The 14359-nt window shown below is 70.6% G+C and carries 13 protein-coding genes and 1 pseudogene; 9 read left to right on the top strand and 5 right to left on the bottom strand.

Features of this window, described 5'->3' with window-relative positions:
- Position 1: 1 nt before the first annotated feature.
- From ACIRRY_RS29085 to mgrA, 3 genes are all read right to left on the bottom strand, one after another.
- Entirely contained in the window at positions 2-883 is an 882-nt protein-coding gene (locus ACIRRY_RS29085; protein ID WP_403977999.1) for an FAD binding domain-containing protein, read from the bottom strand.
- Positions 884-989: 106 nt separating this feature from the next.
- Positions 990-2000 carry a Dyp-type peroxidase gene (locus ACIRRY_RS29080; protein ID WP_403977997.1) on the bottom strand — a complete coding sequence of 337 codons (1011 nt, stop codon included), beginning with the start codon at positions 1998-2000 and terminating at the stop codon, positions 990-992.
- Between the two features lie 52 nt (positions 2001-2052).
- Positions 2053-3096: an L-glyceraldehyde 3-phosphate reductase gene (gene mgrA / locus ACIRRY_RS29075; RefSeq protein ID WP_403977994.1), complete on the bottom strand. Its 1044-nt coding sequence runs from the start codon at positions 3094-3096 to the stop codon at positions 2053-2055.
- Positions 3097-3257: 161 nt separating this feature from the next.
- Here mgrA and ACIRRY_RS29070 point away from each other — a divergent pair, with 161 nt between their 5' ends.
- Positions 3258-4328 (top strand): LLM class flavin-dependent oxidoreductase, encoded by a 1071-nt coding sequence (locus tag ACIRRY_RS29070; RefSeq protein WP_403977991.1) that lies wholly within the window; start codon positions 3258-3260, stop codon positions 4326-4328.
- 5 nt (positions 4329-4333) lie between these two features.
- On the opposite strand, the pseudogene ACIRRY_RS29065 reads toward ACIRRY_RS29070, so the two are convergent.
- A pseudogene (locus ACIRRY_RS29065) lies at positions 4334-4714 on the bottom strand (amidohydrolase family protein); the annotation flags it as partial.
- An 8-nt stretch (positions 4715-4722) separates the two neighbouring features.
- On the opposite strand from ACIRRY_RS29065, the gene ACIRRY_RS29060 reads away from it, so the two are divergent.
- From ACIRRY_RS29060 to ACIRRY_RS29030, 7 genes are all read left to right on the top strand, one after another.
- Positions 4723-5634 (top strand): CaiB/BaiF CoA transferase family protein, encoded by a 912-nt coding sequence (locus ACIRRY_RS29060; RefSeq protein WP_403977988.1) that lies wholly within the window; start codon positions 4723-4725, stop codon positions 5632-5634.
- Positions 5631-7148 carry an AMP-binding protein gene (locus tag ACIRRY_RS29055; RefSeq protein WP_403977985.1) on the top strand — a complete coding sequence of 506 codons (1518 nt, stop codon included), beginning with the start codon at positions 5631-5633 and terminating at the stop codon, positions 7146-7148. Before ACIRRY_RS29060 ends, ACIRRY_RS29055 begins: the two co-directional genes overlap by 4 nt.
- A 50-nt stretch (positions 7149-7198) precedes the next feature.
- Entirely contained in the window at positions 7199-7636 is a 438-nt protein-coding gene (locus tag ACIRRY_RS29050; RefSeq protein ID WP_403977982.1) for a Fur family transcriptional regulator, read from the top strand.
- A gap of 34 nt (positions 7637-7670) precedes the next feature.
- On the top strand, positions 7671-9881 hold the full coding sequence (gene katG / locus ACIRRY_RS29045) for a catalase/peroxidase HPI (RefSeq protein WP_403977979.1): 2211 nt from the start codon (positions 7671-7673) through the stop codon (positions 9879-9881).
- Positions 9882-9992: 111 nt separating this feature from the next.
- Entirely contained in the window at positions 9993-11597 is a 1605-nt protein-coding gene (locus ACIRRY_RS29040; RefSeq protein ID WP_403977976.1) for a serine/threonine-protein kinase, read from the top strand.
- A 9-nt stretch (positions 11598-11606) separates the two neighbouring features.
- Entirely contained in the window at positions 11607-12059 is a 453-nt protein-coding gene (locus ACIRRY_RS29035) for a flavodoxin family protein (protein WP_403977973.1), read from the top strand.
- 100 nt (positions 12060-12159) lie between these two features.
- Positions 12160-12390: a chaplin gene (locus tag ACIRRY_RS29030; protein WP_403977970.1), complete on the top strand. Its 231-nt coding sequence runs from the start codon at positions 12160-12162 to the stop codon at positions 12388-12390.
- Positions 12391-12468: 78 nt separating this feature from the next.
- Here the strand turns inward: ACIRRY_RS29030 and ACIRRY_RS29025 are convergent, their stop codons facing one another.
- Complete coding sequence (locus ACIRRY_RS29025; protein WP_403977967.1) at positions 12469-13116, bottom strand: hypothetical protein; 648 nt, start codon at positions 13114-13116, stop codon at positions 12469-12471.
- A gap of 292 nt (positions 13117-13408) precedes the next feature.
- Between ACIRRY_RS29025 and ACIRRY_RS29020 the strand changes: the two genes are divergently transcribed.
- Positions 13409-14332, top strand: coding sequence for an SGNH/GDSL hydrolase family protein (locus ACIRRY_RS29020; RefSeq protein WP_403977964.1), 924 nt, complete (start codon positions 13409-13411; stop codon positions 14330-14332).
- Positions 14333-14359 lie beyond the last annotated feature (27 nt).

Genomic DNA, 14359 nt, shown 5'->3' with positions numbered 1-14359 from the left:
ATCACACCTCCTGTCCGTCGATGCGGGCCACCGACCGGCGCAGCACGCGCACGGTCAACTCCCTTGCCAGATGGCGCTTGTACTCGGCGCTGCCGCGCCGGTCGGTCACGGGAGAGGAGGCCTCGGCGGCGATGTCCCCGGCCTGTCCGTACAGTTCCTCGGTCGGGCGCCGGCCGCGCAGGGCGTCGGCGATACCGGGGATGCCCGCCGTGTTCGGTCCCACGGCGGCGAGACCCACCCGGGCGTCGGCGATCAGTCCGTCGTCGTCCAGCCACACCGCGGCACCGGCGGAGACCACCGCCCAGTCACCGGCCCGCCGTTCGACCTTCTCGTACGCGCTGGACCCGTTCGGGCGGACCGGGAAGCGGACCTCGGTGAGGATCTCGGCGTCGCCGACGGCGGTCTCGTACGGTCCCCGGTGGAAGTCCTCCATGGAGACCACCCGTTGGCCGTCCACGCCCTGGATCACGCAACTGGCGTCGAGCGTGGTGCACACCGCGGAGAGGTCCTCGGACGGGTCGGCCTGGCACAGGGAGCCGCCGAGCGTGCCCCGGTTGCGAACCACGGGGTCGGCGATGACGCGCTCGGCGTCACGGAACACCGGGAAGGCGGCGGCCAGTTCGTCCGACTCCAGCAGTTCGCGGTGCCGGGTCATCGCGCCGATGCGGATCAGTCCGGGTTCGACACGGACGTAACCCAGCTCGTCGTGCAGGTCGTTGATGTCGATCAGGTACTCGAAGTTGGCCAACCGCAACTTCATCATCGGGATCAGACTGTGCCCGCCGGCCACCAGCCGTGCCGTGTCGCCAAGCCGGTCGAGCAGCGCGACCGCCTCGCCGACGCTGCCGACCCGCTGGTACTCGAACGGAGCGGGAACCTGCATACCGCAATCCCCCTGTCCTGCACGGCAGTTGGCCGGTCGGCCGAGCGCCGTGTCCGGGCCTCATTGGGCGCCCGGCGGACGGGGGTGTCAACGGCTGGTTAACCGTTCACTTAAGTTGCTCGTCCCGGGGAGCGGGGGCGGCGGGCAGGTCGTCGAGGAAGTCCGCCGAGGGGACGAAGAAGAGACTCCCGGTGACGGCCGTGGAGAAGTCCAGGATGCGGTCGTGGGACGCGGAGTCGGTGCCCAGGAACATGTTGCGCAGCATCTGCTCGGTGACCGAGGGCGTGCGGGCGTACCCGATGAAGTAGGTGCCGAACTCGCCCTGTGCCGCGCTGCCGAAGGGCATGTTGTCGCGCAGGATCTTCCGCTCGGTGCCGTCCGGGCCGGTGATGACGTTGAGGGCGATGTGCGAGTCGGCCGGTTTGACGTCGTCGTCCATCTCCATGTTGGTCAACTTCGAGCGTCCGACGGCCCGTTCCTGCTGCTCGACCGTCAGCGCGTTCCAGGCCGCCATGTCGTGGACGTACTTCTGCACGATCACATAGCTGCCGCCCGCGAACTCCGGGTCCTCGCCGCCGATCACCACCGCCTGGCGTGCCGTCTCCCCGACGGGGTTCTCGGTGCCGTCGACGAAGCCCAGCAGATCGCGTACGTCGAAGTACTGGAACCCGGACACCTCGTCGCGCACGGCGACCGCGCCGCCCAGCCGGCCCATGATCTCGGTGACCAGCTCGAAGCACAGGTCGGCCCGTACGGCCTTGATGTGGAACAGCAGGTCGCCGGGGGTGGAGACGGCGGTGTGCCGGGCGCCGGTGAGTTCGCGGAACGGGTGCAGCTCGGCGGGGCGCGGCCCGTCGAACAGCCGGTCCCACGCCTCCGATCCGACACCGGTCACGCAACTGAGGCGGCCGTCCGGCGCGCGGAACCCGATGGAACGGATCAACCCGCCCAGATCGCCGAGGAGTTGGCGCACCGCCTCCTCGCCGCCCGGCTCCACGGTGACGACGAGGAAGGTCGCGCTGGGAGTCAGGGTCTCCAGCACCGCCTGCGTGGTCGGGACGGTCCCCTCGCCGCCGACGGTGCCGTCCGTGCTCTCCACCGAGCCGTCAACTGTCATGTACTCCACGCCTCCGCTGCGTCCTCCGAGGCGCCCGGCGGCACCTCGGAACTCAGCCGAGTTTCCCAGTCCGCGCGTCCTGCCACAGGTCCACCCCGCCGTCGACGGCGTACGAGTCGATGTCGGCCAGCTCATCGGCGCTGAAGTCGAGGTTGTCCAGCGCGGCCACGTTCTGTTCGAGCTGCTCCGGGCGCGAGGCACCGATGACCAGCGAGGTGACCCGCTCGTCGCGCAGCGCCCAGGCGAGCGCCATCTGCGCCAGGGTCTGACCGCGCTTGGCCGCGATGTCGTTGAGCGCGCGCAGCCGGCGCACCATGTCCTCGGTCAGCCAGCCCGCGTCGAACGACGTGCCCTGCGCGGCCCGCGACCCCTCCGGGATGCCGTCCAGGTACCGGCCGGTCAGCAGCCCCTGCGCCAGCGCGGTGAACCCGATGACCCCGAAGCCCTCGTCCCGCGCGGCGTCGAGCAGTCCGTCGTGCTCTATCCACCGGTTGAGCATGCTGTACGACGGCTGGTGGATGAGCAGCGGTGTGCCCAGCTCGCGCAGGATCGCGGCGGCCTCACGGGAGCGCTCGGCGTCGTAGGAGGAGATGCCGACGTAGAGCGCCTTGCCCTGGCGGACGGCGGTGTCCAGCGCGCCCATGGTCTCTTCGAGCGGGGTGCCGGCGTCGAGGCGGTGGGAGTAGAAGATGTCCACGTAGTCGAGGCCGGTGCGCTTGAGGGACTGGTCGAGCGAGGCCAGGACGTACTTGCGGGAGCCGCCGCCCTGGCCGTAGGGGCCCGGCCACATGTCCCAGCCGGCCTTGGTGGAGACGACCAGCTCGTCCCGGTACGGCGCGAGGTCCTGCTTCAGCAGCCGGCCGAAGTTGGACTCGGCGGCGCCGTAGGGCGGGCCGTAGTTGTTCGCCAGGTCGTGGTGGGTGATGCCGAGGTCGAAGGCGCGCAACGCGATCTCACGCTGGGTCTCGAAGGCGCGGTCGTCACCGAAGTTGTGCCAGTAGCCCAGCGACAGGAGCGGCAGGTCGAGCCCCGAGCGGCCCGTGCGGCGGTAGCGCATCGTGCTGTCGTAGCGCCCCGGATCTGCGATGTGGTTCACCCGGCCCACTCTGCCCGCGCCCGCCGCACGCGTCCAACCGATCCTCGTCATCGGATTCAGCAGAGTCGGCACTGAATGGCGTCGGCACTGAATCCGGCAGCGGCTCGCTGAGCGGACCGCCGCTATTCGGCGGCCTCTCGCTCGTCCCTAGGGTCCTTTTCATGAACTGCGACATATCGGTGGGCGTCGATCCGGTGGGCGTCGACGAGGAACCGCTGCGGATCGGCGTGCGTGTCCCGCCCTGCGACCGGGCGGACCGGGTGGCCGGGACCGCGCGCCGGGCCGAGGATCTCGGCTTCGACCAAGTGTGGTTCCCGGACTCGCAGTTGCTGTGGCGGGACGTGTTCACCACCCTCACCGCCGCGGCCTTCGCCACCGAGCGGATCGGCCTCGGCACCGCCGTCACCAACCTGGCGACCCGGCATCCGTCCGTCGTCGCGTCGGCCGCCCGCAGTGTCGCCGAACTCGCGCCCGGCCGGTTCACCCTCGGCCTCGGCGTGGGCAACAGTTCCGTCGCCCCCGTCGGTCTGCCGCAGACCGGCTCGGCGGCGCTGCGCGAGGGGCTGAGCATGCTGCGGGCCCTGCTGGACGGGCGCGCGTGGGACTTCGAGGGCAAGGTCACCTCCCGGCTCCGCGATCCCCAGCCGTCCGTACCGCTGCACCTGGCGGCGAGCGGGCCGCGCAACCTGCGGCTCGCCGGTGAGATCGCCGACGGGGTCATCCTGCTCAGCGGAGTCTCACCCCGGACCCTGGCCGCCGCCACCGCCAAGGTGCGGGAAGGCGCCGAGGCGGCCGGCCGGAGCGCCGCGGCCCTCCCGGTGACCGTGTCCGCGTTCTGCGAGGTGACCGACGACATCGAGGCCGACGCCCGCCTGATCAAACCGATCTGCGCCTCGATCGCCCAGAACGGCGGCGCGTCCTTCCTCGCCCTCGCCGGCATCGACGTGGACGTCCCCCCGACGATCGAGGGCGTCCACCCGGACCTCGTGCACGCCGAGGACTGGGACGCGGCCGTGGAGATCTGCTCGGCCTGGATCAGCGACGAGGCGGCCGTCCGCTTCGCCGAGGAGTTCTGCCTCTTCGGCACGGCCACCCGGATCACGGACCGGCTGCGCAATCTGCGCGCCTCCGGCGTGACCGATGTCTTTCTCCAGCACGTCGGCTCCTACGACCTGCCCACCGACCTGATCGAGACCGTCGGCGCCTCGGGCCTGCCAGCCCTCCAACGGTGAGACGCTCAGCGGGCCCCGGCCGTCGGCAGCAGATCCTTGCGTACGACGCCGTCCTGGACGACACACACGATGTTGGCGGGGTCGCCGAGCACGCCGATGTCCTTGAGCGGGTCGCCGTCGCACAGGACGAGGTCGGCGGTCTTGCCCACGGTCAGGGTGCCCAACCGGTCGGCCAGGCCCAGGAGTTCGGCGGAGACGCGGGTCCCGGCGACGATCGCGTCCATGGGGTCCATGCCCAGGTCCACGAGGAAGCGGAGTTCCAGCAGGTTCTGGCCGTGCGGGCAGACCGCCGCGTCGGTGCCGAGCGCGATCCGGGCGTTCCGCTCGACGGCGCGGGCGATGTTCTCCTTGGTGATGCCCGACCAGCGGACCTTCTTCTGGAAGTGACGTCCTCGTGGAGAACTTCAGCTCCACGGTCATGCGCAAACTCGGCCTGGGCTACGAGGAGTTGCGCCGCATCAACCCGGACCTCGTGTACATCAGCATGTCGGGCATGGGGCACACCGGACCGCGCAACGGCTGGGTGTCGTACGCCGACACGGTCTCGGCGAGCGGGGGACTGACCGGGCTGACCGGCTGGGGGCCGGACGACGTGGTCGGGGTGATCTACGGCCACGGCGACATCGTCGCGGGCCTCCAGGCCGCCCTCGCCACGGTCGCCGCGCTGGAGCACCGCTCCGTCACCGGACGCGGGCAGCACGTCGCCCTGTCCCAACTGGAGGCGATAGCGGCCCACATGGGCACCAGCCTCCTCGGCGGCCCGAAGGTGACACCGGCCGGCAACACCCACCCGAGCTGGAGCCCGCAGGGCGTCCACCGCTGCCTCGGCGCCGACCGCTGGCTGGCTGTCAGCGTGCGCGACGACACCGAGTGGGCCGCGCTGTGCGAGGTCATCGGCCGTCCCGAACTCGCCACCGACGAACGGACGTTGACGGCAGAAGCGCGCAGACACGCCACGGACCTGGTCGACGCCGCGCTGGGGGAGTGGACCCGCACGCTCCCCGCCGACATCGCAGCCGAAGCGCTCCAGGCACGCGGCATCCCGGCCGGAGCCGTACAGGACGGCCGTGAACTCGTCGAACACGACCCGCAGTTGAGGGCCCGCGGCTTCTATGTGCGCAAGGAGCACCCGGTCGCGGGCGCCTTCCTCCACGAGGGCCTCCCGATCCGCCTGACCCGCACACCCGGCGCGATCCGCGAGGCCGCGCCCGTACTCGGCGCCGACACCGACGCCGTACTGAGGGAGGTCGCCGGGTTCTCGGCCGAACGCGTCCGGGAGCTTCGGGAGGCGGGAGTCCTGCGGTGATCGACACCATCCCCGGACTCGTCGAGGCGGCGGCAGCGGAGTTCGGCGAACGGCCCTTCGTGCGGTGCGGGAAGGTGACGCGCACGTACGAGCAGGCCTGTACGGTCGCGTCGACGACGGCGGGGGCGCTCGCGGAGCGCGGCTGCCGACCGGGGGACCGCGTCGCCGTCATGGCCCGCAACCGGATCGAGTTCGTCGATCTCGTCCTCGGCTGCGCCTGGCTGGGAGCGGTGCTGCTCCCGCTCAACACCGGTCTGCGGGGCAGCGGGCTCCGCCAGGTACTGCGTACGGCGGATCCGCAGTTCCTGTTGGCGGACGAGGAGTTGGCGGAGCGTGTCGTATCGGCGGGGTTTCAGGGGCAGTTGTGGGTCGTGGGCAGGGACGACGCACCGACGCCGGGCGTGAGCACCGCCGTGCCGCCGGCCCAAGTGCGCCCGTACGACACCGCTTTCGTACTGTTCACCTCGGGGACCACGGGAGCGGCGCGCGGTGTGCGCTGTCCGCACGCGCAGGCCGTCTGGTGGGGCCGGAACGTGTCGGACTCGCTCCGCCTCACCGCCGACGACGTGCTGTACACCTCCCTGCCGCTCTTCCACACCAACGCCCTGACCACCCTGACGCAGGCGATGGCCGTGGGCGCGAGTTGCGTGCTCGACGAACGGTTCTCCGCCACGCGGTACTGGGGGCGGGTGGCCGAGACCGGGGCGACCGTCGTCTATCTGCTGGGCGCGATGGCGCCGATGCTGCTGGCGCAGCCGCCGGGCCCCGCCGACCGCGCGCACCGGGCCTGGCGTGGGCTCTCCCCGGCCACTCCCGGGTCCGCGTGGGAGCCGTTCCGCGAGCGGTTCGGGGTCACGCTCGTCGACGGGTTCGGGTCGACGGAGACGAACCTCGTGATCGGGTCGACGCCCGAGGATCAGCGGCCCGGCTACGTCGGCACCGTGCGCGAGGGCTTCTCCGTGCGGGTGGTCGACGAACTGCTCGCCCCCGTCCCGGACGGCGTCCCCGGCGAGCTGCTGGTCCGCAGCGCACACCGATTCGCCTTCTGCACCGGCTACTTGGGGGAGCCGGAGCCCGGACCCACCGCGTGGCGGCGCACCGGGGACCGGGTGGTCCGCGAGGCCGACGGGTGGTTCCGGTTCGTCGACCGGATCAAGGACGTCATCCGGCGGCGCGGCGAGAACGTCTCCTCGCACGAGGTCGAGTCCGTCGTGCGCGCGCACCCGGCTGTCGCCGACGTGGCGGCCTTCCCGGTGCCCTCGGAGCTGGCCGAGGACGAGGTCATGGTCGCCGTCGTCCCCGCGCCCGGGCAGGTGCTGGACCTCCGGGACCTCGTACGGCACTGCGCGGACGAGCTGCCCCCCTTCGCGGTGCCCCGCTACCTCGACACCGTCCGTGAGCTCCCGCTCACCGAGACCGGCAAAGTTCGCAAGGCGGTACTGCGGGAACGTGGGGTCACCGCCACCACCTGGGACCGCTCCACACCACCCACCCCGGCACGACATCAAACTTGAACCATTTGTTTTCTTGAATCACTAGTGTTTATGGCTGTAGGTTGAGCGCCATGACCGTATCCCAGACACCGACCACCGCCGAGGAGCTGCGCGGTGCCGGCCTGCGGGTGACGGCAGCCCGCGTCGCGCTGCTCGAGACCGTCCGGCACGGCGACCACCTCGATGTCGAGGCGGTCGCGTCCGGGGTCCGTGACCGCGTAGGACACATATCGCTACAGGCCGTGTACGACGCCCTCCACGCGCTCACCTCGGCCGGACTCATACGCCGTATCGAACCGGCAGGCAGTCCCGCCCGCTTCGAAGGACGCGTCGGCGACAACCACCACCACCTCATGTGCAGGTCGTGCGGTGTCGTCGCCGACGTCGACTGCGCGGTCGGCGAGGCACCCTGCCTGACCGCCGCCGACGACCAAGGCTTCTCGATCGACGAGGCCGAGGTCATCTACTGGGGTCTGTGCCCCGCCTGTACCGCGGTCCCCAGTTCCTGAGCCACGTGTTCCACCCCGTTTTGGAAGGATTCCCATGTCTGAGAACCACGACGCAATCGTCACGGACGCGAAGTCGGAGGATGCCGGGGGCTGCCCCGTCGCGCACGGGCGCGCCGCGCACCCCACCCAGGGCGGCGGTAACCGTCAGTGGTGGCCGGAGCGCCTCAACCTGAAGATCCTCGCCAAGGACCCGGTGGTCGCGAACCCGCTCGGCGCGGGCTTCGACTACGCCGAGGCGTTCGGTGCCCTCGACCACGCGGCCGTCAAACAGGACATCGCCGAGGTACTGACCACCTCGCAGGACTGGTGGCCCGCGGACTTCGGCAACTACGGCCCGCTGATGGTCCGGATGGCCTGGCACAGCGCCGGCACCTATCGCATCAGCGACGGCCGCGGCGGTGGCGGCCGTGGTCAGCAGCGCTTCGCGCCGCTGAACAGCTGGCCGGACAACGGCAACCTCGACAAGGCCCGCCGACTGCTGTGGCCGGTCAAGAAGAAGTACGGCCAGTCCATCTCCTGGGCCGACCTGCTGATCCTCACCGGCAACGTGGCGCTGGAGACGATGGGCTTCGAGACCTTCGGCTTCGCCGGTGGCCGCGCCGACGTCTGGGAGGCCGACGAGGACGTGTACTGGGGTCCCGAGACCACCTGGCTCGACGACCAGCGCTACACCGGCGACCGCGAGCTGGAGAACCCGCTCGGCGCCGTCCAGATGGGCCTCATCTACGTCAACCCCGAGGGCCCCAACGGCAACCCGGACCCGCTGGCCTCGGCCCGCGACATCCGTGAGACCTTCCGCCGGATGGCGATGAACGACGAGGAGACCGTCGCCCTCATCGCCGGTGGCCACACCTTCGGCAAGACCCACGGCGCGGGCCCGGCCGAGTCGGTCGGCAACGACCCCGAGGCCGGCGACATCGAGCAGCAGGGCCTGGGCTGGAAGTCCACTTACGGCACCGGCAAGGGCGGCGACGCCATCACCTCCGGCCTCGAGGTGACCTGGACCACCAAGCCCACCCAGTGGAGCAACGACTTCTTCGACATCCTCTTCGGCTACGAGTGGGAGCTGACCCAGAGCCCCGCCGGCGCCAACCAGTGGGTGGCCAAGGACGCCGAGGCGATCATCCCGGACGCCCACAGCGACGCCAAGAAGCTCCCGACGATGCTCACCACCGACCTCGCGCTGCGCTTCGACCCGATCTACGGTGAGATCTCGAAGCGCTTCCACGAGAACCCGGCCGTGTTCGCGGACGCCTTCTCCCGCGCGTGGTTCAAGCTCACCCACCGCGACCTGGGCCCGAAGTCCCTGTACCTCGGCCCGGAGGTCCCGTCCGAGACCCTGCTGTGGCAGGACCCGCTGCCGCAGGCCGAGGGCGAGACCATCGACGCCGCCGACGTCACGACCCTCAAGGCGAAGATCCTCGCCTCGGACCTGACCGTCTCGCAGCTCGTCTCCGTCGCGTGGGCGTCCGCCTCCACCTTCCGCGGCAGCGACAAGCGCGGTGGCGCCAACGGCGCCCGTATCCGCCTGGAGCCGCAGCGCGGCTGGGAGGCCAACGACCCCGACCAGCTCGCCCAGGTGCTGCGGGTCCTCGAGGGAATCCAGCAGGAGTTCAACTCCGGCGCCAAGAAGGTCTCCCTGGCCGACCTGATCGTCCTCGGCGGTGCCGCCGCGGTCGAGAAGGCCGCCAAGGACGGCGGCGTCGACGTGGAGGTCGCCTTCACGCCGGGCCGGGTCGACGCGACCGAGGAGCACACGGACGTCGAGTCGTTCGCCGCGCTGGAGCCCACCGTCGACGGCTTCCGCAACTACCTCGGCAAGGGCAACCGCCTGCCCGCCGAGTACCTGCTGCTCGACCGGGCCAACCTGCTCACGCTGAGCGCCCCCGAGCTGACGGTCCTCGTCGGCGGCCTGCGCGTCCTGGGCGCCAACCAGGGCCAGTCCACGCACGGTGTCCTCACCGACAAGGTCGGCACGCTGACGAACGACTTCTTCGTCAACCTGCTCGACCTGGGCACCACCTGGTCCTCGACCTCCTCGGACCAGCAGACCTTCGAGGGCCGCGACGCCTCCGGCGCGGTCAAGTGGACCGGCACCCGTGCCGACCTGGTCTTCGGCTCGAACTCCGAACTCCGCGCGCTCGCCGAGGTGTACGCGAGCGACGACGCGAAGGCGAAGTTCGTGAACGACTTCGTCGCCGCCTGGGTCAAGGTCTCCGACCTGGACCGCTTCGACCTGGTCTGAGCAGTCCGCACCACCTGACGTCCGGGTCGGCCCTCGCGGGTCGGCCCGGACGTTTCTCAATCACCGAACACGCGGCACAGGAGTGCACGTTCGTCACATAAGCTCCTCCGCATGAACGAGGGGGAGACCGACAGACGGGTCGTCGACGGCCGTTTCGAGCTGGAGTCCCGGCTCGGCGGCGGTGGTATGGGCACGGTGTGGCGCGCCCGCGACCTGCTGCTGCACAGGTACGTCGCGGTCAAGGAGGTCCGGCCGCCGGACGTCGACCTCGCCGAGTACGACCCCGGCGCCGCCGAGATGCTGCGCCAGCGGGTCCTGCGCGAGGCACGGGCGCTGGCCCGGGTGGAGCACCCGAACGTGGTGACGATCCATCACATCGTCGACGGCGGCACGGGCACCTACCCCTGGCTCGTCATGGAACTCGTCCAAGGCGGCTCACTGGCCGACCGGTTGGAGCGCGGTCCGATGTCACCGGCGGAGGCCGCCCGGCTCGGTTCCGGCGTGCTCGACGCCCTGAACGCGGCACACGAGGCGGGCGTCCAGCACCGCGACGTGAAACCCGCCAACGTGCTGCTGCGCACCGACGGCCGCCCCGTCCTCACCGACTTCGGCATCGCCGCGATCCGCGACTCCACCGCCCTCACCGCCACCGGCTCGATCATCGGCACCCCCGACTACATGGCCCCCGAGCGGGTCTCCGGCCACAGCGGCGGTCCCGCGGCCGACTTGTGGTCGCTGGCGATGATGTTGTACGTCGCCGTCGAGGGCCACCATCCGCTCCGGCGCGGTACGACGCTGGCCACGCTGGCCGCCGTACTGCAAGAGGACGTTCCGCCGCCGGTGCGGGCCGGGTCGTTGATGCCGGTGCTGTCCTGTGTGTTGGTCCGTGATCCCGAGGCGCGGCCGGATGCGGGGACGGTGGGGCGGATGCTGACCGCTGCCGCGGCACAGCCCGAGGACAGTCGCCCGGAGACCACCTCGTACCGGCTCGCACCCCCGGCTCCTCCGTCGCTGCCGCCTACCAGTGGCATGCAGACGACGAGTCGGCGGCGGCCTCCGGAGAAGCGGTCGCGGGGGGTCGCCGTGGTTTCCAGCGTGGTGGGCGTGGTGCTGATCGGCACGCTGGCCTGGAAGGTGTTGCCGGACGGGAACAGCGACAACAACGGCTCGGCGGCGTCCCAGGGTGCATCCGGGCAGACCCAGAAGAGCACGCCCTCTGTTTCGGCGAGCGAGAGCAGCACCGCCGTGAAGACGCAGGACATGTTGACCCCGGCCGGCATTCGGACAGCGATCAAGGCGTTCAAGGATAAGACGGGGAGCGACAGGTTTGCCGACTTCTCCGTCTACCCGGGATACGTCATCGCGGATGTGATGGTGAAAGGCAGCCAGACCAGGTACACCAGCTACACCTATCGCTCCGGTACCGGTTTCGACGAGGCGTTCGACAACAAGGGCACGGTGACAGACGGAGACGAGCCGGTAAAGCTGGACGACTTCAACTGGGATGCCGTTCCAGCGTTGTTGAAGCGCGCGAACAAGGATCTGAAGGTCAAGGACCCGACGAGCCGTTACCTGTTGCTCCGGTCGCCGAGCACCAACGGCAGCGTCACCCCGGCGGGCATGGCGATCTACCTGAGCGACGACTACGGTTCCGGCGGTTTCCTGGAGGCCAACACCAAGGGCACCGTGACCAGGGTGGAACCGGCCGACGAGTAGATTCGGCGAGTGCCCACCCTGCTGATCGTCCATCACACCCCCTCGCCCAACTGCCAAGCGATGTTCGAGGCCGTCGTCTCCGGGGCGACAACCCCGGAGATCGAGGACGTACGCGTCGTACGCCGCGCCGCCCTGTCCGCGACCGTGTCGGACGTGCTTGCCGCCGACGGGTTTCTGTTGGGCACGCCCGCGAACCTCGGTTACATGTCGGGCGCCCTCAAGCACTTCTTCGACCAGGTCTACTACCCGTGCCTGGACGAGACGCGCGGCAGGCCCTTCGGCTACTACGTCCACGGCGGCAACGACGTGACGGGAGCCGTGCGCGGCATCGAGTCGATCACGACCGGGCTGGGCTGGCGGCGGGTCGCGGAGCCGGTGACGCTGACCGGCGAGCCGGACAAGAAGGGCGTCGAATCCTGCTGGGAACTCGGGGCCACGGTCGCCGCCGGACTGGCGGCCTGAGCGGGCGGCCACCACCCGTTCGGCCGCCGAAGAGTGTCGTGACCACCCGGAGCACCCTCAGCGTGGAGGGACATGCCCCTCCGAGTGACAGGAGTTCTTCATGAGGAAGCGTCTGACGGCCGCGGTGGGTCTGGCGGGTGCGGCGTTGCTGCTGTGCGCGGGTACGGCGAGCGCGGACCCCGACCCTGTCGGTACCGCCGTCGACAGCCCGGGCGTGCTCTCCGGAAACGTCGTCCAGATCCCGATCGACCTGGACCTCAACGTGTGCGGCAACACGATCAACGTGATCGGTCTGCTGAACCCGGCGCTGGGCAACCACTGCGAGAGCTGACGAGCCGTACCGTGAACGAGCCGTGGGCCACGCGCCCGCGGCTCGTTCCGTGTGTCAGGGGACGTGTCGGGAGACGTGTCAGGGGACCTCGGGCAGCCGGTGCAGGGGCGTGCCCTGGCCCCAGCGCCGCAGGCGTGAACCGTCGATGAGCTGGACGCCGCCCTGCCGGCGCGCCCACTGCACGTCCCGTCGGCTGAAGGTGCCCCGGTGGACGACCAGACGGAGGTGCGGTCCTGAGCCCGCCGACCGTGCGGAGCGCGTCGGTGTCTCCTCGTCGGGCAGCGGTTCGGCCACCGGCCGGAAGGCCACCTCCAGCCGTCGACCGAGCCGGTCGCGCGCCCGGACCCGCTGAAGGCCTTGTGCGTCGGGGCGGGCGAGCGCCCGCCAGCCGTCCCGGCGCAGGATCCGGGACACGGCCAGGGCGAGCCCCTCCACATCCAGGTCTGCGATCTCCTCGGGCGTGTAGTAGCCCAGCCGGCGACGGGTCAGCGGCCGGTTGTGCCGGACCACGGCCGCCGTGATCACGGCGAGCAGCGCCAGGCCGCCGATGAGCGCGCCGGTGCCGAGGGCGCGGTACGCCACGGCGAGGCCGGCCACGATCCCGCACACGACGAGGGCGACCACGACGAGCGCGGGCAGCACCTCGTGCAGTCCGGGGCCGTAGCGTCCCTGGGCGCGCAGGGCGCGGATCGCCTCCCGTCGTCGCGAGCGCCGTGCGTCGCGCATCTCGTGCCTCTGCCGCCACTGCGTCACCAGGGTCAACTCCCCCCACCCCCAAGCGCGTTGACGTCTGCGGTAGGGATACCCGCCGAAGGTGCCGCACGTGCGCGTGGACGGGAACCGGCCACCAAACCGGCCGAACTGTTTCGGCGGACACCGTGACCCTTCGGGCAGCGAACTCGTCCCTCCCGACCTCTGGCCCAAGGGACTTACCGACCGGTATACAAGGCCAGTTGAACGAGAGACGACCGCATCGGGGCCGCCCCGTCGCACCGTCTCGTACCTGGGGAGGAACCTCATGAAGCGTGAGACGCATCAGGTCACGACGGCGCACCATCGCGGCAGGGCCGTGGCGGTCGCCGCGGCGGTCAGCGGCTGCGCCCTCGTCGTCGCCTCCGCGGCACCGGCGGCCGCACACAACTCGGGTCAGGGGCACGGCCGTTCGACTCAGTACGTGGCGCTCGGCGACTCGTACACCTCGGGTCCGTACATACCGACCCAGGTGGACGCCAACTGTGCCCGCTCCGACCACAATTACCCCTCCGTGGTCACGGCGGACCAAAGAGGGACCGTCCTCAAGGACGTCAGTTGCAGCGGGGCGACGACCGCGGAGATGTGGCAGGCGCAGGGCACCAACGGGCCCCAACTCGACGCCGTACAGCGGAACACGGACCTGGTGACCGTCCAGATCGGCGGCAACGACATCGGGTTCAGCACCATCATCGGCACCTGTGCCAAGCTCAGCGCCACCGATCTGGCCGGCAACCCGTGCCAGCGCTACTACACCACCTCTTCCGGCGCTGACCAGTTGGCGCTCACCATCCTCAACACCGCGCCGAAGGTGGCCAAGGTGCTGCGCGCGGTCCACAAGAAGGCACCGCACGCGCGCGTGCTCGTCGTCGGCTACCCCGACCTGCTGCCCGACGACGGCAGCGGCTGCTACCCGTCGGTGCCGTTCGCCGCGAAGGACTTCCCCTACCTCCGTGACACCGGCAAGCGCCTCAACCTGATGCTCCGTCTGGTGGCCGCGTTCAACGGCGCGGAGTACGTCGACACCTACGGCCCGACCGTCGGCCACGACATGTGCAAGGCGCCCGCCGACCGCTGGATCGAGCCGCTCCAGCCCGCCTCCCCGGCGGCCCCGGCGCACCCCAACGCGAAGGGCGAGGCGGCCATGGCGGGCGCGGTCCTCAAGCAACTGGACAGGCACCACCGGTACTGAGTCACCGGTACCGAGCAGGTACTGGGT

Origin of the sequence: Streptomyces sp. NPDC101776, assembly GCF_044766845.1 — a bacterium.
Taxonomy (GTDB): Bacteria; Actinomycetota; Actinomycetes; order Streptomycetales; family Streptomycetaceae; genus Streptomyces.
Note: the sequence above shows the minus strand (reverse complement) of the source record. Positions and strands in the feature narration are given on the sequence as shown.